The sequence below is a fragment of the Leptospira sp. B5-022 genome, from assembly GCF_000347035.1.
Taxonomy (GTDB): domain Bacteria; phylum Spirochaetota; class Leptospiria; order Leptospirales; family Leptospiraceae; genus Leptospira_B; species Leptospira_B cinconiae.
Map to the genome: position 1 here is coordinate 1 of NZ_ANIJ01000039.1, position 25,753 is coordinate 25,753.

12 protein-coding genes are annotated in these 25,753 nt (G+C 39.2%); 4 read left to right on the top strand and 8 right to left on the bottom strand.

Annotated elements, in window-relative coordinates; genetic code table 11:
- From LEP1GSC192_RS15725 to LEP1GSC192_RS19825, 3 genes are all read right to left on the bottom strand, one after another.
- The coding region (locus tag LEP1GSC192_RS15725; protein ID WP_369750235.1) for a SpvB/TcaC N-terminal domain-containing protein at positions 1-6,286 on the bottom strand (6,286 nt) is incomplete at its 3' end.
- Positions 6,287-6,347: 61 nt separating this feature from the next.
- Positions 6,348-10,631: an LIC12048 family lipoprotein gene (locus LEP1GSC192_RS15730; RefSeq protein WP_020770995.1), complete on the bottom strand. Its 4,284-nt coding sequence runs from the start codon at positions 10,629-10,631 to the stop codon at positions 6,348-6,350.
- Positions 10,632-11,095: 464 nt separating this feature from the next.
- Complete coding sequence (locus LEP1GSC192_RS19825; protein ID WP_157186922.1) at positions 11,096-12,211, bottom strand: hypothetical protein; 1,116 nt, start codon at positions 12,209-12,211, stop codon at positions 11,096-11,098.
- 1,457 nt (positions 12,212-13,668) lie between these two features.
- On the opposite strand from LEP1GSC192_RS19825, the gene LEP1GSC192_RS15740 reads away from it, so the two are divergent.
- Entirely contained in the window at positions 13,669-15,180 is a 1,512-nt protein-coding gene (locus LEP1GSC192_RS15740; RefSeq protein WP_020771016.1) for a DUF2079 domain-containing protein, read from the top strand.
- Here LEP1GSC192_RS15740 and LEP1GSC192_RS19830 read toward each other — a convergent pair.
- From LEP1GSC192_RS19830 to LEP1GSC192_RS15765, 5 genes are all read right to left on the bottom strand, one after another.
- Complete coding sequence (locus tag LEP1GSC192_RS19830) at positions 15,175-16,731, bottom strand: hypothetical protein (RefSeq protein WP_157186923.1); 1,557 nt, start codon at positions 16,729-16,731, stop codon at positions 15,175-15,177. The two genes, LEP1GSC192_RS15740 and LEP1GSC192_RS19830, sit on opposite strands and share 6 nt — an antisense overlap.
- Before the next feature lie 1,006 nt (positions 16,732-17,737).
- Complete coding sequence (locus LEP1GSC192_RS15750; protein WP_020771009.1) at positions 17,738-18,355, bottom strand: TetR/AcrR family transcriptional regulator; 618 nt, start codon at positions 18,353-18,355, stop codon at positions 17,738-17,740.
- 40 nt (positions 18,356-18,395) lie between these two features.
- Positions 18,396-18,995: a TetR/AcrR family transcriptional regulator gene (locus LEP1GSC192_RS15755; RefSeq protein WP_020770998.1), complete on the bottom strand. Its 600-nt coding sequence runs from the start codon at positions 18,993-18,995 to the stop codon at positions 18,396-18,398.
- Positions 18,996-19,000: 5 nt separating this feature from the next.
- Entirely contained in the window at positions 19,001-22,306 is a 3,306-nt protein-coding gene (locus LEP1GSC192_RS15760) for an efflux RND transporter permease subunit (protein ID WP_020771013.1), read from the bottom strand.
- The gene (locus tag LEP1GSC192_RS15765; RefSeq protein WP_036090581.1) at positions 22,303-23,910 is read right to left on the bottom strand and encodes a TolC family protein; all 1,608 of its coding nucleotides are present in this window, start codon (positions 23,908-23,910) and stop codon (positions 22,303-22,305) included. The genes LEP1GSC192_RS15760 and LEP1GSC192_RS15765 overlap by 4 nt, the downstream gene beginning before the upstream one ends.
- Positions 23,911-24,011: 101 nt before the next feature.
- On the opposite strand from LEP1GSC192_RS15765, the gene LEP1GSC192_RS15770 reads away from it, so the two are divergent.
- The 3 genes from LEP1GSC192_RS15770 (at position 24,012) to LEP1GSC192_RS15780 (ending at position 25,718) form a co-directional block, all read left to right on the top strand.
- Entirely contained in the window at positions 24,012-24,197 is a 186-nt protein-coding gene (locus LEP1GSC192_RS15770; protein WP_020770986.1) for a hypothetical protein, read from the top strand.
- A gap of 315 nt (positions 24,198-24,512) precedes the next feature.
- Entirely contained in the window at positions 24,513-24,719 is a 207-nt protein-coding gene (locus tag LEP1GSC192_RS20100; protein ID WP_020770982.1) for a response regulator, read from the top strand.
- Between the two features lie 27 nt (positions 24,720-24,746).
- Positions 24,747-25,718, top strand: coding sequence for a YheT family hydrolase (locus LEP1GSC192_RS15780; RefSeq protein WP_020771012.1), 972 nt, complete (start codon positions 24,747-24,749; stop codon positions 25,716-25,718).
- Positions 25,719-25,753 lie beyond the last annotated feature (35 nt).

Below are 25,753 nucleotides of genomic sequence, written 5' to 3' on the forward strand. Positions count from 1 at the left end.
CACTTTGTGTGGAATCTATATGGGTGACTTGGTGGTTGGAATATTGGTAATTCCACTCGTCTATAAGGGTATTATCGTTAAAGTTATGATTACGCTTCGCGAGAAGGTTTCCATTCTTCGCATAAGCAAAACTTTGGCGGAAAGTTTTCGTATAATTGTCTGCAGATTCTTGGTATTGTCCATCTGCAGCGACAAGCCTATTTAGGCCGTCGTAGCTGTAATTATATGCAGTTGTATATTCGGAAGAATTGTTTGTAATACCTGTAATATTATTTTGGCTATTGAATGCATACACTGCATCTTGTAAGGTTTTTGTGGTCCCATCCACATCACCTACGGAGTTGATCCGAACGAGTCTCTGTTTAACATCATAGGTATAATTTGTTTGGACCCCGTTTCCGAGTCCGAATCCTAAAGTTTGCCCGAATTCGTTATAGGTAATGTTCTCAACAATAGTTTTGCTACAGGATCCGGGGAGAATTCCATTTGTATTCACTTGGACCGAAATCCCTGTGATATAACCCGCAGTTCCATAAGTATAACAAGCCTTCATCCTTGTGTGGCTTACTGGATGTTCCGGATAATCTATGGAGGTGACTCTGCCTAATAGATCATATTTATAATCCGTAATATAGGGTCCGTCTGCCATAGCTATCGTTAGGTTTTTAATATTTCTCGTTTCTTTTTTAGTACGTCCTAGCTTATCATAGCTGAAAGTTTTGACCTGGGCAGAATCTTCCACTCTTACCAATTTACCCAGAGCATTTTCACTTCCAAAGCCGGCATCATAATCAAAATGGACGGTTCCTTCTGGAATATCTTTTGTGATCATTCTTCCCAGAGAATCATATGTGAAACTAGTAGTTATTCCTCTTGCATCGATAGCTTGGGTAGTGTCTCCAAATGCATTATAAGTCGCTGTGCTTACACCGAAATCGGGATCGCTGTTTTTTTTCAGTCTTCCGAAAGCATCATATAACCAATACGCTTGGTTTTTTCCGGAAGTGTCCTTTGCACTGATTCCGCTTGTATCGCAGGACAATGCGCCCCCATCATTCAAATCTGATTTTTTAATCAACTTTCCTGCAAGGTCAAAACAGAAACCGATCTTTGCTTGAGTTCCATCTGAGCCAAAATCTTCAATGTAAAGAACCTGGCCTCTTCCGTCTTTTATTGTTCTTTTACTTGTTCCCCCACTATGAGTTTCCACGGTTTCAAATGGATCGTTATAGATGTTGGTTAAAGTAGTAGCCTCTGTTTCACCCTGTGCGACAGGCAAAATTGCCTTTTTAGTCCTGCCGATCGCATCATATTCAAAATAAGTAGGATTTTTTTCTTGTGTAACTACAGTAAACGTTTCTAACTCACTTGCATTTGCCCAATCCGGTTGTCCCATGCGAGAAACCTGTCCATTCCCATTATAGGCAATCTTTCCGGAGTGAACATACTGTCCGTTGGATGCTGTTTTTACTGTCTGAACAACACGTCCCATTCCGTCTTTGTAAGACCTGTTCGCAAAATCGGGATCTCCATTGCCGGAAGGAAAGACAGTCTTGGCACTTAAAGGAAAATCAGCGGAATAAGAATAAGTAGCTAAAGTTTTAATCCCTGAATCCGTATCTGCGCTAGATTCGACTAGTCTTCCATAATCATCGTAGTCGAAGTAAGCTTTGTTTCCATTTGGATCCGTCGAATCATCTGCAGACCCGAATGCTTTTCCATAATTTGTTGTGTATCTAGTCTTAAGTTGAATAGAACCGCCAAAACTGGTTTTTTCCTTTATGAATTGGTGAAGCTGATCATCGTACGCATAGGATGTCCCACGGGCCGGACTTGCGCTTACATTTCTTTCTTCGGTTCTATTTCCATAAATATCATATTCATATTCTACGATACTTGCTGGGACAGCCGGAAGTCCGCTTCCAGTATATGTTACCGAATTACGGATCAGATTCCCTTGGGAATCATAAGTAAGATTACTTGTGGTTTCATGAGAAGAACCGGATAAAGAAACGGCTTTCTTAGGCCTAGTTTGGTTCGTCGTAGAATCCGTTTCAAAATCGGTTACAGAAGTGAATGTCTGAGAAACATGGGCGGAATCAGCATAATGATCTGTATGTACATCCGTCTTTTTCGTTAAATTATATCCGTTAAAAATTACAGAACTTTCAGATGTTGTAGTAGGCGTTCCATTGATATAATTCTGAGTCTTACTTAAGCGAGCTAAGTAGCTGATCTTGCCCGCAACGGTTTCAATCTGTTGGATTTCGTAAGTTTTTTTAGAGAAGCCGTAATCTTGATTATCAGAACCTATGATATGAACTTCCTTTTCTGCCCCACCTAAAGCGCGATTGTGCATAAAATTAGAATAAGGTTGGCTAAAATAAGAATGAACTGTTCTAGAATGGGTCGCATCCGTTACTGTGAATTCGGTAAATCCGAAAGCATCTGTTTCTTTTTTGCCATTGATAAATGCAGAGAATGACACTCCATTTTTGTAAGAATACTCTTTTGGAATTTTATTCCCAAGTCCGTCATCTAAAGTGATTTTAGTACAAACTCTGTAATTAATGGACAGATCTGGAATATTATCCCCGCCATTATTATCAAACTTTGTAGAATTATCGTATTCTAAAGTATAAGTTCCACCGATCCCGTTCTTGATCTCTTCCACTACATCAGGAACACTTCCGGTCGACATCGCAAAATACCAACTTGGTTCTTTGAGATGTATAATACCTATATCCGTAAGCCCGTCTCCATTATAATCCCCTTGGATCCAATCAAATGGATATACTTTGCTGATTAGATCGGGGCGAGTCAGAGACAAATTGAAAACAGGAGAAGCAACGGAAACGATTTTATTTTGAGAAAGATCAAATATCTTATTTTCTCCATCGGAAATCACAATTGGATTTCCTCGATGATCAAATAGATTAGAAAATCCAACGAGTCCGGGACTATACGTCGTTCGAGTAAATGAATAAGTAGAAGTAATCTTTACCTTGGAAAATATGATAGTAGATATATCGCTTGGATCTTCGAAAACTATAGAATTTCCGACTGTTTCCGGATATAGGGTATATGGAATTCCGGCAGAGTTTATTTTATTATAAACTGCTAAAGTGACAGGAAGATTTACAGTTCCAGGTATAAGTTTAAATGAAATGGAAGAAGTCCCGATGGTTCCCAAATACCATTTATGAGTCGTATTTCTACGATCTACAATTAAGATCTGAGCCTTTCCGCTCCCGATAAAATCTCCCGAAAAGATACTAAAATTATTTCGGTTACTCCTATTCGGAGAATCTCCCGCTATTTGGAAAAGATTCGGAAAATATGCGTCGGATAAATCGGGGGTTGTAGCTACAGATAAATACTTAGTCGATGTCCCACTAGGCCCTGTTAGGAAAAACCTTTGGGAAGGATTACTTGTTTGATCATTTAAAACTAATAAAGATTTAGCACTTGTTGAATCGAAATTATCGATTGCGTACCCGCTGGAATTGATATCAAAATTAACAACTTGAGAATCTGCAACACTTGCAAAATCTGTTCTTTTAAATGCAGTTCCACTATCATGAGTTACTACAAAAAACTTACTAGTAGTTCCGAAATCTCCGAAAAATAAAACTTCATCTCTTGAATTTACGGTATAACGATCGGGCTTTCCATTATTGATAGCTACTATTCCATTAGTTTCCGGATTAAAGCCGGTAAGAACTGCTTCCGTATATGTAGAACCCTTCTTAAAATCAAAAACTCCCGTTTTTCGATCATATAACAAAAGTTCCAGAGAAGAAGAGCAATCATTCTGAGTAAAACATCCTGCATATGGGATCTCTCCCTTTCCTGGGTTAGAGTTTCCATCATATTGGTAATCCAATAAAATTGTTTTGTTTTCTGAAGCAGCGGAGAAGACACCAAAACCTTGAGTTAACTTAACTTCTTCCAAAGGAAGAGGAGTTTGCATAACTCTTCCCTGATCCGGGCCATAGCTCATATCACTATAAATTCTATAGCGGAAACCTTCTGATGTAGCTTCTCCAATCCAAAATTTCCCATCACTCGCAGAGAAAAAACCTATATCAGTTCGACCATCCCCGTTAAAGTCACCTTGTAACCAACGAGTGATTGTCTTGAATTGTGGAACTTTTGACCAAACCTTAAAATTAATGGTTTGATTTTGAGTCGCTCCTAATACCCATTCCCCGGAAGAACGATCGAATAATAAGAAGTCGGAAGTTCCATCTCCGTTAAAATCCCCACTAAACTCATCATTAGAGAATAAAGTTTGTTCCGGGGCAGTAAATGTTTTGTAAAGAACCCAATTGGTTTTAAAATAGATTGGATCCGCTTTATCTGGATTTCTTAGATTTTCCCCAACAATCCATTTTCCGGTTCTAGCATCATAGAGAGAAATATCAGTCAATCCATCGGAATTATAATCTCCGATTAAGAGTTTAACCTTACTTCTATCCTTTCCTTCCGAACTCGTATCATTCGTATTTGCGCTATCTAAATTTCCATTTGGAGAATAATCCCCTCTAAAGACATTTTGAAATTTTTTGCCTATCTTTAAGAATTCGAAACTTCCACCCTTATTTAACATTAAGGTCCAAAGACCTGTAGGTTCGTCGAAGAGTAGAGAATCCGATAATCCGTTTCCGTCATAATCGCCAGGGAACCATTCCATGCGAAATATATCCGGGATTCCGCTCATCAATCGTCCATAATTACGAAATTGGAATACTTGTCCGTTATGTTCTGCTACGATAAGATCTCTTGTTTCAGGAAGATAGAAAGCGATATCGGATCTTCCGTCTCCATTAAAGTCTCCGCTTACATTTCCTTTGAAAAAGCGGATCTTAGAAGGACCATCATAGTTTTTATAACGATTTGCGTAGGTTTTAAAATTATATCCGCCTTCTTTTCTTCCTTCCGCTGCTTTCCAATTTCCTGTTTGAGGATTAAAGAATACGATATCTGAAATCGCATCCCCATTAAAATCTCCTTCAAAATACTGCGTGGATTCAGGAAGAAGTTCCGGCTCGCTGGAAGCTTGGTTTGCAATATTTTGCCAAACTAATACCCTTGAGGTAGAACTATATTTAAATTCAGGCTTAGTCGTATGACGATCCGATTCTACTGTTTTAAGAATTGGTCTGCCAGAATCGAAGGACGTATCATATACAAGAGAATAGGTCCAAAGCTTACCGCCGGTCCAACCTACTTCAATCTTATCTAATAGCCGATCCATAACCATGGTAAAACCGGGAGCTTTACTAACATAAGAATCTCCTCTATTCTTTGTAATAAAACGAACATACTGTTTTGCGGGGACTCCACTCCTGCTATTCCCGGTATATTTTATTTCTTGGATATATAAATTTCGTTTTTCCGAGTATTGTGAAGTATCATAAACCACTTCCATATAATTGCCGTTTCGATCTTCCATTTTAGAAAGATACCAACTATATGTTTTAGAAATTTGACTTGGATCGTAGATCCGTTTATAAGAAGTATCTCCATAAATAGTTTTGGTTCCCGAAGAGTCCAAAACTTCCCAGGTTCCACCAGTTTCTATATTCGTTAATTTTAATAATGCGAAATCTTCTTCAGTGATCTCCGGTCTATAAATTCCGTTTTCATTAGAAGCAGAACCCGAAACTTTAATTAATCTTTTTCCATTCCAAGTAAATGTATCTCTGGCATCGTAAAACAAGGCTCCAAATTCCGGGGTTCTCGTAATTGCCCCAAGTCCTATATTCCAGCCAATCCCGGTCCAACCGTCTCCTCCTGTGGAAGAATAGGATAACGCAAGTGTCGGCTGAATCCCAGCTCTACCGAGTGGGACTTGAATTGGATAGTTCAAAGAAACTGCACCGAAATGGTTTGGTTCTGGAGGGGCTATAAATGCAGCGCCAGATAATGCATCTGCTTTTGTCGCTGGATCGTCAATTGCTTGGCTATAGTTTGTTGAAATAGAAAAAAGATCACTTCCTTCCGGCGCAGGCGCTGACCCTGGAGAAGGAAGTGATATCCCTTGAGGAAAACCTCCGAATAGACCAAATAACTGAGAAAAAGGATTTCCCCCACTGCCGAAACAGGAAGTAAGAAAAAAGAATGAAGAAAGTAATAGTATTCTAATTTTCTTTTTTTGTTTTTTTCTAATCTCAAAAAAACTGATTGCAAAAGATTTAGAACATTTACGTTCAAATTCTCTATCTTTATACAAAAGTCCCTGAGATTGCATGACCGGATTAATCCTTCGTTCGGTTATCATTGATTAAAATGGAGGAGTTCTTTATTTAAAAAAGAACTCCTCTCATTTCAAATTTGTTAGACTAGAAAAGGATTTTACCTTTGACCGTATAATCTCTTTCAATGAGCGGAGCTACAAAGAAATTGTTCAGACCGTATTGGATAGAACCGGGATTCGTTAGATCAAACAAGAAGGATCGGAATCGGGCTCTGTCTGCATCTTGAGATAACCAGACTGCTAATGCCACGTTATTCATTATTTGAATAGTCGATCCTGTCTGATTACCTTGGTTTGTCGTACTCAAGAAAAATTCACCGCTACCCATAGCAGTAAAATTCGAAAAATCAATAATTCTTCCTCGAATTGTCTTGATGGAACCCTCTCCATGTTCCCAGACTGAAATTGCGCTATTTCCGCTTACCGCAGTATAACCGACAGATTTCGATGTTGCAGTCGCGGAAGTATCCAAGAATAATGCGTTTGGTGAAGTGAGGGCACCTGACACGAAGGACAGTCGATTTAGTTTAATACGATTTCCTGCAACATACGAAACCAACGCAACATCACCCGAAGCAGTCACTTTAAAATTTGACAAAGTTGCTCCTGTTGAGAGAGGAATAATAGAAGTCAAGGTACCAGTAATAGCATTCACCCCCCTAGCAAATAACTTATCTAAATAGCCATAAACAATCAGTGCGCTACCATTCGCCACTTTAACAGTAATCTTCCGATCAGCCCAAACAGAGTAAGTATCCACACTTGTAACAGATCCTTTTGTAGCCGTACTAAGCTGATACGTCATTGTGTGAAATTTAAGGCCTATCGCGTGACCTCCAGTCACAGAAGCAATAACAGCAGAATCCCCAGTAGCATCAGCTGCCACAGTCATTCTTCCTGTCGAACCGCTTCCAGCTGAAATAGTATAGAGAGTGGATACAGAGTTTAAACTAGTCCCATCACTATTTTGATATAACCGGCCGCGGAAATTATGAGTACCACAATCATTGCAAGCTACGTTTTCATTCCAAACAATCAAAGTTCTATTATCGCCCATGGCCACGTCCAAACTTAAATCGTTGATGGAAACAATCATGTAACTGCGAGTTGCAACCAGACTTTCTGTTCCAATTAATGCTTTGGTATTCATATCCAAAAAGCGAACATACACTTGCGCTCCATTTTCCCAGGCAACGACCACCTTACCATTCTGCACTTTTGCTACAAAATCTTCGCCAATTGGCTGGGTATTTACTGTTATATCCCCAGGAGTGGTAGATAGAACGCCAGTCGATACATCAAAGAAACGAGCTTTTATAAGCGTTCCTTGTTTCCAGATCATGACCCCATTACTGCCCTCACTCAAAGTAACAGGATTTGCCAATGTAACTGCCGAACCCGGATCATAAAACACACCATCGGAAGAAATAGTCTCAAATCTAAATAAGCGAGATGTGCTCGTCGCAAGGCTTGGCAATCCCGAGGCCAGAAAGCTTAAAAAATAACCACCATCTGACCATGAGTTCCAGCTAATTGCACCTTTATTGTAACTGCCCATCCAATTAATTACATTAAAATCTACAGGGAAACCTAAACATCCATATGGATGAAAAAGATTCGCTCCAGAACAAGTGATCGTACTGCTAGTAACGAGAGGCACAAATTGGTTGGTCGTATATGAAGTAGGGGTTGCAGCGTATTGAGCATTCCAATCCGATATAAAATTATTATCCATCGCTAATCGGATTTCCGACGAAGTAAGCGTTCCTGGAACATAAACTTCAGTTGTTCTATCCGCTGCTTTTCCAATGGCACTTGAAATTGTGATAGTCACAATATTGTTAGCATCCGGAGTTGATGGCGGTAAACTTACGACGTAACCATTACTATCACCAGCTAAATATATAGTATCTCCTTGCTGGATATTCCCGTAAAGACTGTCTATCTTAAGATTAACATCACCTACCTTAGCTTGAACGGCTAACTTAGCTCTCAGTTTGCGGACATTCTGGTAAGGCAAAGGCCAAACAGTATTTCTATATGCAGTATTATATGCGGGACGCAAGAAAACCTTTAATGGAGTCTTACTGATATCGTACAAAGGATGAGCGGAAGGTAATTGTATACATCTCACAAAAACTTGGTTTTGGTAATCCGGGTAACTTCCGCAATCTTGTATTTTTTCAGCATTCCCGGGAGTTAAATCTTTTACTACATGGAACCAATCAGTTCTTAGTCCGGAAAACCCAAAACTTATCTCGAAATCCACCGCCTCTTCCATAGAAAAACGTTTTGTAGATACTGTCCGATTATATCCAAAATCTGTAAAATATTGAAAATTTCCTGAAAGCGCAGGAGATCCGAAAGATGGATTCAAGAACTGAGTTTTTTTCAATGAAATTGCAAGCTCAATTCTTTCACCGAAGGAGGCTTCTCCTAGATAGATTGAATTTATATCTGGGTCATAAGGATTATTCCCTAAAATTTCCTTATCCCATTTGGTATTAATACTAAAGACTTCTCCATTTTCTAGAGGGTTTTTTCCGAATGCTTCCATTTGCGCAAGATAATCTGCAATGGAGTAATATACGATATCAAAGTAATCCCCTGCCCATATTTTCGAATTTGCTCCTTGTAATACGACTGCACCAAGTGGGTCCGCAGGATCGAAAATAATTTTATTACTACCGTTCTTTACATAAGCAGTTGGATCATAATATTTCCCTTTCGAAAATACTACCCATATCCCAGCATTAGCCTTTTCGGCATCAGACCATTGACTGAGTGGTTTTTGTATACATGCAGTCCTTTGCTGACCATCCGAACCGATTTTAGTAGAATACTCGCATGGAACAGTCGAAACCCTACCCGCTACAGACTTGATAGTCCGAATAAATACTTTTGAGTCACCTAACTTCGGAGCTATCTCGGAGAAGTCTAAAACGTAATTGTCGAAGATGATCTCCATATTTGAACCGTTTACCGGCTGAGCACAATTTAAACGTTTCGTTGCATTTTCGAAAGTGATCCCTGGTGATAAATAATTGATATTCGAAGTTGCACAAGGGTCGGAAGATCCTCCTGTAGCTTCAAAGGCCGCAATTCGATACATCTCCCGAATTCCCTGGCCAAAGATCTTTATAAGGGCTGTCCTACTTTTGGCATTTTCCTCGATTATTTTCAAGTTAGAACCGGTAAAATTCAATAAACTAGAAGCGTAGTTTGAATTCGGAACATGCGACATTTCATAATCTACAATGAATATTTTCGGATTGTATCCTGCAGTGATTGCTTGTTCAATTTCAACTCGATTTAAGCCCGTCAATTCTACCACATAAGGACCAAATTCCGATCCCCCATAAACGGAAACTTCAAAGAGACTAAAATCGTCATTCCTCAGTCGAAAACTTTCAACAGGAATTAAATCGCCGGCTGCATTCTCAAACATCAATGAGCAAAGAATATTCGTTAATTTAACGGGCATATTTACGGATTCATTCGTAATATATAATGCAGCTCGCACATAACCAGCATTCGGCTTAATAGTGGTAGACGTAGAAGTTTTCTGCCTCTTATCCGTTCTGTAATTTCTGGAATTTTTGCCAGTAGAATCTGATTTTAAACTAGAAGCATCTCGATCTATATTATTTTTAAAAGGACGAGTGGCCCATTTGGTCACTGTTTGGCCAAGCGCTCCTTGCCAACTATTAGAATTCGTTTGTCCATAATTCAACCCGGCGCCGGAGGTGGCAGCCTGAGCCGGTGATCCTCCAATATTAAATCCACTGGAAGTACTAACCCCTCCTGATATGGAGAAAGAATCCTGGAATTGAACCGTTCTTAAATTGATTTCTTTTTGGTGAATTTTTTCCGTTCCAACATTCTTCGTATTCTCGATATCATCCGCATGAATCTCGCTTACTACATCAGTTACTTCGCCAGACGTTTCATTCAAAATCTCAATTTTCATTGTAACTGGCGGGGCAACTTTTGCGTTAATTTCTGGATAGTCTGCTACCCAAACATTTGTCGTGGTCTCGTTCGAGTTTAGTATACCGTCACCGTCAAAATCGTTTACAATCGTTGTTCCTGTAGAATCAATAGCACCACTAAAAGCAGAAACAGGGATTTTCGCACCAAGTGGTTGATTGAATAAATTACTTACAGGTGTAACAGTCCCACCGCTACCGACAGGAACTCCACCCTTATCCACCACTAATGGGACCTTCTCTGCAACGAGCCATGTGGCTTTTTTCAAATCCACATCTCCACCGCCAAAACCCCAATCGCTTAAACATCCCGCAACGGAAAACACAACCGTAGTTAAAAGAACTTTCCTAACAACAATCCTAACGACCAAATCGAACATCGAACGAACCTCCGGTTTCCCATCACTCAAGAGAACCAAATCCAAAATACAAAACATCCCGGACAAATTTTTCGACATGACTCGACTTTTTTGACTGAGTTCAAATTTTTACTCACAGTTTTGCCAGATTCGCCGCTGAATCAAAACAGAACTTGGACGTTTGAATGGACGTTTCAAAAAAGTTCCCATTTTTGTCTAATTTTTTGCGTGAAACTTAAAAAAAATTATAGAAACGTCGAGAAAATAAGCAGTTCTAAGCGAAAGTGGAACTAACGGAAAGATCTTCTGGAATTTTTTGTCTCAAATGGGATAACGCAGGAAAAATAGAACACATCCCATAACGGATGGATCTTCTCAAACGACTGTACTTCTTATGAACACAGAAATACTTATTGATGCAAGAATGACTAGTCGAGTTCTAAGTCTCTTTATATAACTAAATTACATTTATATTATACTTTGATCTAAAACTTACTTAATTCGATCGAAAGGACGGCCGCTTGAGAATTCTTCGTGACGAAAATCCGAAACTCGATTCTCTTTGATCCTTCTCTTGGTATTTTGAAATTTGAAGAGTAAACATTACCGTCGGCAGTAGTTTCAAGAGCAGGTATCTGAAACTTTCCGTCGTTATAAGTTATATCGAATTTAGCGCGATCCAGATTCCGGCCTTTTATTGTGAGTATATAATTCCCCTCGATTAAGTTTAAATAGGGCCCATACATCAAATAACCAGATTTTTTACCTGCAACCAACGTTCCATCACTCGTAAAAGAACCTTGTCTGGTATATACTCCAGAACCGTAAGGTGTCCAGAAAAGTTTTTTCGGAGAACCGGTGTCATCCAAAGCGATGTTATTTGTATATTGATATAGATAAAAATTATGACTTTTACTGTACAACACGTCCGGAAATGTCTCTATATTTTCGATCGGATATAGTCCATTTAAATTCAAATAAGAATGAAATTTTAACTTTTCCGAATACTTAGTCATTGGATAAGGATCCTGAGAGATAAGATAAACTCTACTCCCTAAACTTTCCACCCTATCGACTCTTTCTAAAAACATATCCACATCGGAAATTAAGTAGGTTTTCCTATCAAATATATAGCTCAATGGGGATGCAATTCGCTTATCCATGGTAAAATAAATGGCATTTTCGGAAGGCATCTTTTTGGATGCTTCGATATAACCGGAAAGATAACCTGATAACATCTTAACGTCATAAAATAGAATCAATTTCACAAAAATCTGATAAATGGCGACGGAGCCTATTCCGAATTTAAAAACAAAACTCAGCCATGTATTTCTATTCCCAATAAATTTTAGAGCCAGGGAAGAAACAACGATCGCAAAAGGAATCGAAAATAATACCCATCTGCGAGTCGCCCAAAAATGGTCCGGTGCGATACTAGGATTAATTAAATATCCTACAAAAAGTGCTATCCCCAGACATAACAATAAATTGTTATAAACAAAACTTCTTTCGAAAAGGAGTTTTGCAAAACCGAATGGAAATAAGAACAAAAGAACGATCGGCACATACCAACTAAATATTACTAAAGAATGTGAAGCCAAATATTCACTATTTCCCGATAAATTTAAACCCGAACCTAATTCCGGCCGAACAAAATACGCAAGTAATCCAGTTACAAAAAATATCGAAGAAAAAATAACCGTAAACTTTGATCTGTATTTTCGAATTATCGATTTTGAATTACTATTTAACCTTTTCCATGTTTTCGAATATGTGAATATCTCAAACAAAAACCAGAAAAAAATAGAAAAGAGACTAAAATAGGAAATATATTTCAAATGCCCCTTTTGCCAATGTACTATTAAATATGCGGTTGATTGGAAAATCGCGTAAAACACACTTAAAAAAGTAACAAATAGAAATCCAAAAAACAAAAATTTCCTTTGGGCGTACCTTCGCCCGCTTATGAAGCGAAGAGAAATCTGAAATAGTACCATTGCCGGTATATATAACAAGCTATCGACTCTATTGAATCCGGAGAGCCCCAACATCGCTCCTATACCAAAGAAAACCAAAGCCTTCCTTTTAAAACTATATGTTTGATATAAATATAATGTTACTAAAATTATCGTCTGCCCTAATAGTTCAGATACAGTGATTCTAACGTTCCAGAGTTGTGCAGGATTTAGAATCAAAGCTAACGTAATCAGATAAGCCCAGAAAATTCCGCAAATTCTCCTACTGATCAAAAAAATAAGTATGGAATTTATCACACCGAATATAGCATTTAACGTAAAAAAGGCGGAAAATCCAAACAAGTCGTAACCGAGAGCAAGGATTGCAGGGAACAAAAAGTAAGATTGAACTGATAGAGCTGAAAATGAATCCGACAATCCTAGTTCATGCTCGGAAAATATTCCTGGGTATCCAATAATCAGGGAGTCTCTGAGGATTTCATTTAACAGATTTAGCATCCAATCGTCAAAATTTATTCCTCCATATCTTGAGATATGACTTGCGGTGACCATATAAACACCAGGGTCCCGAAAACCGTCCAAATATTCCGTTCCGAAAGGAATATAAAGAATAGCTGCAAACAAAGCGATTGAGGCAGGAACAAATGCGGACACAGGAGAAAAAGATATCACTCTCAATTCATTAGATAACGATATATATCTGAACCTCCATATTAAAAACAAAGCCAAGTCGAGAAGTAGCAAAATAGTAACTAGAGAAATTAATGAATAAGAATCGAAGGGAATTAAGAAGACGATAATAATACCGCATAATAAGATTCCAATAATCAAAGAAATAAAATAGGAAATCCAATTTCCGCGTTCTCTTCGGAAATGCAGCAGAGGAGTGAGTAAAAAAACGAAAAGGAAGAATAAAGCAAAAAACGTTATTTTGGGCAACAATTTGGTTTTCCAATTTGCCGCCCAAATTAAAGTAAACTAACTTCAAGTCAAGCCATGATTTAATCCCTCCAAATTGTTTGACCCCCTGACCACATTCAGTAAAAATTCACTATAGTTATAATCAAAGCAGACCACCATATATGAAATTCAAGAAGGATATATTTGCTCTATTTACAATCAGCCTACTTCTGCTTAGCTCTATTTCCTCATTACAATATTTTAATCTATCTTATGAATGGCATGATTCAGGAACAATTCTGTATACTTTAGCTTCGCCCGCTGATATAGGAAATTTTAGGTCTTATGATTACGATATTTCATTTCTAGCCGATCATTTTTCTCCTTTATTTATTCTACTTTCCCCCATATTTCAATTTTATCCATTTCTGGAATTATGGCTGCTTATCCAAATTATAGTAATCAGTACAGGCATTTGTGTAATCTACGCAATATTCCTATACTTTAGTGAAGATCGAGTAAGTTCCTTTGGGGTAAGTATTGCCTTTTTAGTAAATCCGTATGTGATCCATACTCATTTATACCCTCATTACGAAGTATTTTATCTATTGTTCATTCCTTTATTTTTTTATTTTGTTATTAAAGAAAAATTTGAATTATCTATCTTATTTCTAATCGGCATTCTAATAACGAAAGAAGATGGATGGATTTATTCAATTGGAGCCTCCATTATTCTTTTAAGAAGATCTCGTTTAAAGTTTATATTAATCTGCATTAGTGCATCTTTATTATATTTCTTGATTGTAATAAAATTCGGAACAATATATATATTTCCCAATCAAGTTAATTCATTTTCAAATCGATGGGGAAAGACCCAATCCGAATATTTGAACGATTTGGTTTACAATCCGTATAAATATATAAAACTATTATGGTCCGGCCAAGGAAAATATCTACTTCTTAGCGTATTAGGACTTCCTTGGCTGTCCGGCTGGAGATCGCTGCCTGGCTGGGGAGTTTCTATCTTATGGATGAGCTCTGTCACCCTTGATCGAGCCTATCTTTCTTTCTATTACGGTTTACCTAGTATAATTTTATTATACATCTCGCTTCCAAACTCTTTGAGTAATTTGAAAAAAATAATTAGTATTCTTTTGGAATCTAAATTTTTTCCGAGACTTTTAACAAGTTTAAGGAAACTCGAAAATTACAGAATTGATATATCAAAAATAATTTGGACCTTTTCCTACGGATTTCCAACTCTCAGCTTGATCCTGGTGTCGATGACTATAACATTCTGGCCTGGAAATTACTTAACACGCGGTCCAAATGTTCCGCGACTGATCGAAGAATTAGATTCTTGGGACTCAAATAAAGTAAAAGTTTTAACTCTTCGAGAAATACGGGACCAATGCCCTAAAAGTTCTTTTGTTTCATTTTATTATGCACCGTATCTTTATTGTGGGAAAGATCTTCGTTTACCATTTAAAGATTGGGATGCAGTTAAATCGGGATATTTTTTACCGGAATTAGTTATTCTTGCCGATAAAAAAACAGAACCGCTATTACAAACTACTTCTCCAGCCGATATGAAGAATTTTTTCGATTCAAACTCTGCTTATATACGCATTAAAGATCCCCAAGTCAACTTGCACGTATGGCGAAAAAAAGGGAATTTTAATAAAACATTATAAGATTCTCTTTAAACGGATTTTCTGAATTTGAACCTTTGATCTTCCTCCCACGAAGACCCTGAACTCTATATCGTCTATTACAGAAGTGACAATTTGAAAGTTTAGAATTTTAGAATATTCCGAATCTCCCGTTTGCCTTGGACATAGAGCATAACTTCCTTTTTTGTAAACCACATCAAATTCCGCTCTCCTTAGATCATGGCCAATAAATTCGACCATATATTTCCCTTTCGGGAGGGTAAGATAAGGACCATAAACGAGCGAACCTTGGTGACGAGCAGCTGAAATACTCCCGTCTTCCTCCATCTTCCCTATGGCCGACAGAAAGCCATCATGCGATGGATTAAAAGTAATATCTATCGGCTCTAACTCGACAGGGGTTTCGGATCGCATAACTTGAAAAACTTGAAAATTTAGGTTTCTCTTATATAGAAATTCGGGGAACCTATAAACCGACTCGATTGGGAACTTGCCCGTAAGAGAGAGATCCGTAATATATGAAAATTTTAAGTTCGAACTCGCTCCCGAAAATTTCCCGTTCTGGATAATAAAAACCTGAAATCCCGTCGATAAGAGTTTTGGAACTCTATTTATAAATTCGTTCATATTCCTAATTAGAAATATATTTTTCCCATATATATATCGAAGCGGGCTTCCAATTTCACGCTTGGTCGAAAAATAAATTGCCTTTTCATTTGGGCTGGAATCGACAAACTTTTGGTATCCTTCTGGATAGCCGAAAAGCATCGAATGGAACAAAATTAATTTGGATCTCCAAATCGTATAAATCAATCCTGATAAGGCTAAAATGAGGAAGACAACGATCTTCCGTTGTTTTCTAATTTTATTTAAAATCGATCGAATTCCTAAGATTGATCCAAGTATGGCAAACGGAATAGGAAACAATACCCACCGTCGAGTAGCCCAAAAATGATCCGGGCTAATACTAGGTGCAATTAAATACAAGATCAACAAAAAAGAACCGATAAAAAAGACAAAGCAGGAGGCTATATTTTTTCTCTTAAAAATAAAATGATCAAATGTAAATATTACAAAAACAAATAACCATATAGGTACATACCAGAAGAAGATCGATAGGGAATTATTTGTTAAATATGTAGCATTTTTTCCTTCCGGAAGATTTGACAAAAGGTAAGGGCGAAAAAAAAAAGCAAAAAATCCGAGAAACAAGAGAAATAACGAAAAAACGATTCGGATAATTCTCTTTTTATTCGAATAAAAATTTCGAAATTCAATAAGGACATTATTCTTTTCCTTTAGGGCCACTAGAACCAAAACAAAAATCAAGGAAGCTATCCAAACGATCATGGAAAGCCTTAAAAATCCTCGTTCCCATAATCCAATCATATAAATTGTAGAATAAATCGATCCATAGAGAATAGACAACAGAACTGAAAATAAATAAGCAAAAAATAAATAAAGGGAATTCTTGAAGTTTTTTTCAGAGAAGAGCAATAGGAAACCAGAGTATAATGCCAACGCAGGGACATACATGCAAGAATCTACCCGTGTAAAAGAACTAATTCCCAAAATAAATCCGATCCATAGCATTGGAAGGGGGCTTCGGTACTTAAAAAATAACTGAATCAAATACCCAACTAAGAATATTATAAATTGCGAAAGTATTTCGGATAATGTAGACCTGACCGTCCATAACTGAGCCACATTGAATACGTAGAGGAAAAGAACGAAAAATGATTCTACGGAATTCAACATTCTCCTGGATATTAAATATAAGTAAAATATTGATAGAAATGCGAAAATAGAATTGACCCTGAACAAACCCTCCATTTCGAACAGATCATAACCAATCGCTAAATATGCCGGTAACATGTGATAAAAACCGGGAGATCGATAAGTCTCCGAATTTGACAGTCCTTTAATGTAGGTCGAATTAATTGAAGGATAATCCACCAGTACCGAATCTTCAAATATCTCACGGATCAGTTTTGTATCCGGCACTTCTAAGTTTAAACCGCCGGTCTTGGAGATCACTATACCGAATGTCGCGTACTGTCCTTGGTCCCTTCCCCCATCCAAATACCAGGTAGGAAATCCTGCATATAGATACAAAGCCGCTAAAGAGAATAAAATTAAAAATACAAGTTCGTATTTTCGGATCTCGAGTCGGATCGATTTACGGACCTCTACTTTTCTTAAGGAAAATACACAAACGGCAGAAAGAACAAAAAAAATATATAAAGAAAGAATGATCTTCTCTATGCTATAGATCCCAAGCATAGTAAGTAGAAAGGAAACGATCCCCATCCATACTAAAGGGGCAGTTACGGATAGAAGTACGGTACCTATTCTACCTGGTCCTTTCAATCGTAAGAAAAGAAAGTATACAAAAACGGACGAGAGGATCCATCCGAGAAAAAAAAGGATTATGCTCATTGGAAAAAAATATCCGAAACCGCCTTTGACGGAAATCGGTTATAACGGGTAAGATCCGAAAAATGGTGAAACTAAGCGAATCTTTTTAGGAAAAAAAGAAACGTTTCGAACGTAAATTATGAAATCGAAATGTAAAATCCTAGAGATCGTCTCTTTTTACGATCCCGTAAAAGATAATATTGTCCAGCTCTTGGACCAGGTCTCGGATAGAATAGGGAGTCTGTGCTAAGAAGTTAGGATCGAACATTGCTTCGGAGGCTGCTGAATGGATGAGGAGCACAATATCCGGATTCACATCGGAACGAATTTCCCCGTTCTTGATGCCGGTCTCGATCATCTTTCTCATCGTTCTGTTGATGTTTTTTTCTTTTAGAGACTGTATTTGTTTCCAAATGTCAGGAGCTTGGTCACGGATCTCTCTTAGAAATTCATTCATTCCGTGAGGGATCTCAGAGGAAAGACAACCTCTCATCGACTGGATCTTTTCTTTAATGGATTTTTCCGGGTCCTGAAAGATCCCTTCGATACGTCCGTGAATTCTGAGGTGTTTATCAGTCATCACTTCTTTTAACAATTCATGTTTATTGGCGAAGTGTTTATAAAGTGTTTTGCGACTGATCCTAAGAGTTCGGGCGATCTCTTCCATTCGAGTTTTCGCAAAACCGTATCGTAAAAATAGCTCGAACGATTTTTCGAATATTCTCTGACGGACTTCGTCCTTCTCTTGGGTTAGTTCCTGTTCCACGGCGCTATGCACTTTATTATCCCCCTTTCGCTTAGGAAACGATTTTTCAATCTCAAGACGATTTTAACGTCTTCTTTCCTCTGCGTATTATGCCATAAAGAAAAATATTGTCCAGTTCGGTTATATTGGCCCGACGCTCGGTCGGGCTTTGTTCCCACTTATAAATCGCGTCCGAACAGGCGATTAATGCCATGATGAACAAGTCGGGCCTCAAGTCCGCTCTGAATTCTCCTAATTTCTTACCCTCGTCCAATAAGCTTTCAATCTCTCTATCTATGATTTGGACTCTTTTTGCCTTCACCATTCTCCATATTTCCGGAATTTGATCCTGCAATTCCTTCCATAACTCGAATTGGCTAGGCTTACAAACATCCAATAACTCCTTTCTCATCCTTACGAATCGTTTGGAGAAGTCCAGAGCTTGATTGTTTCGAATTCTTTTCAATTTACAGGCGGCCCTTGTTTGACGATAATCGGCAACAGCCTTTAAAACTTCTTCTTTGTTCGGATAATATTCAACTAATGTCTTTTTTGCAATTTTCGACTCTTCTACGAAGTCCTCCATTCTCGTTTTCGCATAACCTCTCCGCTGAAAGACCCGAGATGCCCCGAGTAATACTCGGAGCCTATCTTTTTTCTCGGAGAAATTCATGATATTTATCGTGCATCCGGATCCGGAGAATTTCTACGGACCAACTGGTTCAGCTTCTCTATATAAGAAAACGCCGCTGGAACCACTACTAACGTTAGTATCGTAGAAGAGATCAATCCGCCTATGATCGCAACTCCCATACTCGTCCTTTGTTTGGACGCTTCGTTTAATCCGATCGCGATAGGAGCCATTCCCGCAATCAAAGCGAACGAGGTCATTAAGATCGGACGAAGACGTTCTCTTCCCGCTTCTATGATCGCTTCTTTCATTTCCACTCCCCTTTGGATGAGCTGATTCGTGAAGTCCACGAGTAAGATCGAGTTTTTGGTAGCCACCCCGATGAGCATGATTAGCCCGATCATAGAGAAAATATCCAAAGACTTTTGCGTTATAAATAGAGCGATAAACGCGCCACAAAGTGCTAGAGGAAGCACCAACATGATCGCGATAGGTGTGATAAAACTTTCATACAAGGAAGCAAGTACCATGTAGATGAATAACACTCCGAGGCCCATAGCGATCCCAAGAGAAGTTCCCATCTCCTTAAAGTTCTCCGCCTGTCCTGTGTATCCGATACGAACTCCAGGAGGAAGAGGCAAATCCGTTTGGGTAAGTTTTGCAACTTCTTCCATGGCTCCCCCCATTCCAGGTCCGTCGGGATTAACGTCCGCATAGATCTCCACGGACTGGTTTCTGTTCATTCGGTTGATCGTTGCAAGACCTGTGGTCTCTTCCGCTTTTGCAACGTTCTGGATCGGGATCATCATATTATTGAAGTTTGGCACGAAAGAATTGTAGAAGTTATCCTTTAGATCTCTCTGCCCTTCTTTCAATCGAACACGAATATCGTATTCCACTCCGTTCTCACGATAAACGGCAGGAGTCGTTCCTTCCACGAGAGTCCGCAACTCCGTTCCGATCACAGTACCGGGGATACCGAGTAGAACTTCTCTCTGACGATCCGGCACAACTCTAAATTCCGGTGCGCCCGTTCTGTAACTTGTGTCCACGTCCAAAAGTGCTTTAGATTCTCTTAATCTTTCGAAAAGTTTTCTGGAATATTCTTCCACCACTTTTCCGTTCTGTCCGCTGACTACCAAAGTGAACGGTCTTTGTCCTCCGCCCACGTTATCCACATCCTTAACGATCGGATTTGCATAGGAGAATGATTCCAATTCCTTACGAAGAAGGTCCTTGAATTGGGATGTGTTCATATTCCTTTCTTTTGCCGGGATCATTTCCACGAACATGGTGGTTGTCCTGTTCGTATTGAACATCGCTACCAATTTTACTTCTTTATGAGAAGAGATCTCTTTGTAAGCATCCTGAGCGATCTCCGCCATTTTTTGTACGGAAGTACCAGGCGGCATGTCCAAAGTAACTTGGAATTTTCCTTGGTCTTGCGCAGGTAAGAATGTTTTAGGAATGTACTTAGTCAGCATCAAGCTAGCAACAAAGATCAATACCGCTCCGCTTAAGATGAACACCGGACGTTTTAAAGTGAATTTTAAAACTCCTGCATATACGTTCTCCAACCAAGTTTGGAATACGTTAAATCCGGATAATACGGAATCTAATCCTTTTTCGATAGGGGAAAGAATTCTTCCTAAAACTCCGAAGACCAATTTCAAGAGTTCGAATAAAGCGGAGAATATTCTGGATACAAATCCTTTCGGAGCCTCTTGCGCTCTGATCTTGGAGAATGCAATCTCTTCCAAAGTTGTAGTAGCGACGTTTTTTTTCTTTTTCTTTCCTTCTGTGGGAACACTCAAGAATTCCGGAGAAGCGGAAGAATTCCCATGAGCGGTATGTGCATGAGATCCCGAAATTTTTCCGCCAAAGTAAGCGGATAACATCGGAGCGATTGTAAGAGCGTCATATAGAGAGATCAAAAGAGCAAAACATACTGTCAGTCCGAATTCTCTTAAGAACTGCCCTACTACACCGCTTACGAATGCGATCGGTAAGAATACCGCGATCACAGTCATAGTGGTCGCTATTACCGCCAATGTTACTTCTTTTGTTCCTTCTGTAGAAGCTTCTCTTGCGGTTTTACCCATCTCCCTATGTCGAAAAATATTCTCCCGAACTACGATTGCGTCGTCTATGAGAAGTCCAACAGCCAAACTTAATGCCAGGAGTGTCATCACGTTAACCGTAAATCCGGCCACCGCCATCAAAATGAACGCGCCTAAAAGCGAGTTAGGCAATGCAAGTCCTGTGATGATCGTGGATCTTACGCTTCCCAAAAATAACAGAACTACTAAAATCGTAAGTGCGATACCAATGATGATCGTTTCTTTTACGTCGTAGATATTGTCGTCGATCTGAATGGAGTTATCGTTTGCGATGGAAAGAACAGCTCCGCCTTCTCTTCTGGCGAGCTCTTTGTTCAGATCATCGATCCTCTTTTTCACTTCTTGAGCGACCGCAACTGTGTTCGAACCGGATTGTTTGAACACCAGCAAAAAGACTGCCTTCTTACCGTTAAAGTACGCGCGAGTGCTTTCGTCCTCTAAAGTATCCACTACTTCTCCCAATTGTCCGATCTTAACCGGAACCTCGTTCCCGAATAAGGAAATTGGAGTGTCTCTGATCTCTTGCGGAGATTTGAATTCGTTGATGGTCCTATATACCAACTCGGAATCAGCTTTACTCACCTTACCTGCAGGGATATTTGTCCCGCCGGAAGCCAAACGATTGGAAACCACGGAGGCAGGGATCATATGTTGTCTTAATTTTTGCCTATCCAATTCGACATGGATCTCTCTTTTTCTCCCGCCATAGATCGTGATATTTCCTACGTCCTTTGCGGTTAAAAGATTTTGTTTGATCTCTTCGTTCGCTATATCGTAGATCTGTGCCTCGCTTAGGTTCGCATTTAATGCGAGAATGATGATAGGCTGATCGGCAGGATCTATCCTTCTGATCACAGGTTCTTTAATATCGTTAGGCAATTTAGGTTTTACCGCGGACACCTTATCTCTCACCTGTTGTTCCGCGTATTTTACGTCGGTTTCCAAAGTAAACTCGAGGATAATGGTTCCGGATCCTTCACTACAAGTAGAGCGGATCCTTTTTACTCCGGAGATCGTGGAAAGTTCGTCTTCCACAGGTTTTGCGATCAGAGTTTCTATCTCGTTGGGGGCCGCTCCCGGATAAGGCACAGTCACAGTGACTACCGGAATGGTTACGTTAGGAAAAAGGTCCACACCTAATTTGTTTAAGGAAAGATATCCTGAAACAAGAATGATGAGAACCGTACAGGTAATAAATATCGGTCTTTTGATCGATAGCTCTGCAAAATTCATTTTTGATCTCCGATGGATTGGTTCAGAACTTCTTCGGCATCCATTCCGTATTTGCGAAATAGTGTACCTTTAGAGAGCTCGTATTGTACGAGCGCCGAGTTATAATTCACTTTAGCCTGCATCAGTCCGTATCTAGCCTGAGCTACTAGGTCCAATGCGTTCTTAACGTTTACGGATGTGGCCCTTCCGTATCGGTATCTGGGCAGAATGCCCGAGTAAAACTTCTCCGCTTGAACGAGATTTTTCTTGGACTCTTCCAAGATCTCGTAAGTGGTACCGATTTTCTGCAATCCTTGTCTTACATCCGTCTTGACCTGCTCTTTTGTTTGTTCCAAGAGTAGGTCCAACTTTCTGCTTTGTGTTAAGGAATTCTTATATTCCGCCCTTGCAGTATCGTTCCCAAGAGGATAATCCATCTTGATCTCTGCGGAATTTTGGGTAAATCTTCCGGCGCCAATACCGTCAAAACTCTGCGGAAAATTACGATCATATTCGCGAGAATTATAAGTACCACTCACATAAAGAGAAGGTAATAATCCGTTTTTAGAGATCTCAAGAGCGGACCCCGCATTCTGTTTTTGTAATGCGATACTTTTGAAATCGTATCGATGTTGAAATGCTTCCTCCGTTTCGGAATCTTCAGCTCCCAAAGAAGGAAGAGAATCATCCAGCACCAAGGAAAAATTCACTTTAGTTTCCGGATCTTTTCCGAGAGAGACCAATAAGTCCCTGCGAACTCTATCCTTCTCCAGTTTCGCTTGTCTGAGTTGATTTTCCGCAGTAATTAAAAGTGCGTTCCATTGCCCGGACTCATAATCTTCCGCCACTCCCATACGCACTTTGGAGGTGGTAATGTCCTTTACATTCTTCACACTCTTGACCAGTAACTCTGCGGTTTTGAGATTTTCGTCCGCCAAGGACAAATTCCAAAAAGATAATAGAGATTGGACCACGGACCTGGACAGATTATTCATCGCATCCAATCTTCTGACTGCGGAATTTCTCCTACTGATCTCTAAGGATCTTCTTTGCTGGTATCCGAAAATATTCTTCAATAATTCCTGCTTCAAAGAGAAACCAAGATTCGCAAAGTGAAGGCTTGGTTGCGCGAATTGTTGGGCGATCGTTCCTTGTTGTTCCGGTCTTTTCCCCGCGTCTGTTTCGTAACGGTTATCGGACACCGTTACACTCGCGGTGGTTCCTGTATTAAAAACTTTTGATAGACCAGCGGAGATCGTATTGCTTGTAATCTCTCTACCTTGCAGAGTGTATTGAGGAAGCGGTAAGTTATTCGTCTTTTGAGTATTGGCGGTTAAGGTCCCGATAAAATTATATTTACCGTTCTCCTTCTCCCAATCATACTCCGAGTTTTCCAAATCGAGTCGGCTCATTTTTGCCTGCACTGAATTCTCTAAAGAATAACGGATCAGAGAAGTGGTGGTCCAAACTCCTTCCTTCTCCAAATCGTCCCTTGTATCTCCGGAGATAGAAAGAGCGCTTAAGAAAATGCCTAAGCTTAACATGTTATGAATGGTCGATCGTTTCTGTCTTTGTTGCATAAATCCCAAAAGGAAACATTTATAGTGTATTTTGTTTCCAACCATAGGAAACAAAATCTCTTTTTATTGTTTCCTATGTCAACAGAAAAATTTTCAAAAGGAAAAGATTTTATTGATACTGAGTCTCATTATTGGAAAATCTGGATATGAGCATACGTGGAGCTTCTTCCCTTCGTGACCCCTTCCTGGACCTATGTAAAAAGCTGGAATCCAGGCAAAAAGAGTCGGAAATTTTAGAAACCTATTCTTCAAGATCGGAAATTTGGGAACGAACCCTTCAAAATCCTGAAAATGAATTCTTAAACTTCGGAACTGAGGAAGAGATTCCCTGATCGAAGTATTTTTCACTTTCTCTTACGGTAAAAAATTTCTGTTCCAACTTTCCTTTTTCAAGTATATCCCCAGTTTTCTCTACGGATTTAGTATCTTCTAATAGAGAACTAGGGTCCTTTTCCGGATCTTCGTTATCCTAAATGATTTAAAGTCCTTATTGCGAAGATGAACGAGATCAATGTGAAGATCCTATCGAAACATTTGAGTAAAACATCAAAACCGACTTAGCCTTATGCGCTAGAGAAGCAAAAAAATAATTAGATACGAACGATAAAAAATACGACTTGATCCTATAGGATCTACAAAAGCCGGAGATGGACCGATATCATACGGCGGAAGCGACAGACGCTTTAAATTCTTCTAATACAAAAACGTCTATCTTCGCAGTTACCGTTAGTTCCTTGTCCAAAGCTTATGAAAAATGTACTCAACATGGAAAAGAAGGTTTTATCAGTAAACCATTCCAACCGAAACAATTGTACAAAGTTCTTTCCGATTTTCTCCGACGAATGCTTGTCTAACAAGAACTGATCCGTAAAATTGTCGACATGGACACACTTCGTCCCTTTAAACCTCCGATCCATCTCAGGCATCCTTTTGTTCAAACCGTTCTCGCTTCCTTAATGAGGCAGAATATTCCTGACCATCCCATGGATAAGGCCGCCTCTCCGGTGGTTATAGATGCGGGGAAAGGTGTTCGTTTATTAGGTCATTATTCCAAGTCTATACATAATAGAGCATTACTCGTACTTATACATGGTTGGGAAGGCAGTATGGATTCCAATTATATCCAAAGGACTTCCAGAAGATTTTACGACAAGGGAATTTCGATCTTCCGGTTGAACTTAAGAGATCATGGGAATACTCATCATCTGAATCCGGAACCATTTAATGGAAGTTTAATACGAGAGACATACGAAGCGATCCGCAAAGTTGCCAAAGAATTCGGACCTAAACTTCCCGTTTACCTGGGCGGATTTTCTATGGGGGGTAATTTTACAATTCGGGTCGCACGAGAACATTCCAGAAACAAACAAAGTATCCCGAATTTAAAACATTGTATAGCAGTGAGCCCTCCGCTTCATCCGAAGTCCGCGACGGAAATGATGGATTCTAAGCTGATTATAGGAAAGTATTTCTTGGATAAATGGAGACAATCTCTGGCGAAAAAGAACGTTCATTTCCCCGATCTACATCCTTATCAAAATATCATGCAGGGGAAAACAGTTATGGAAATGACGGATCGAATTGTTGCATCCTCCTCTGAGTTTAAAAATTCAGACGACTATTTTAATTCCTATACATTGGGACCAAAAGATTTCGAAAAACTTAAAGTGGATCTAACTATAGTTACATCCGCCGACGATCCTATCATACGCCCCGACGAATTCAGGGAACTACCTAAAAGTTCCAAGCTTAGGATATATATCCAAAAGTACGGTGGTCATAACGGATTTTATGAAAACTTAAAAGGAGACTGCTGGTATTTTCGGGTCTTTGATAAAGTAATCTTCGGATAAAAAGAAGTAGCTTGCTTTTCCCTCCTTTCTTCTAA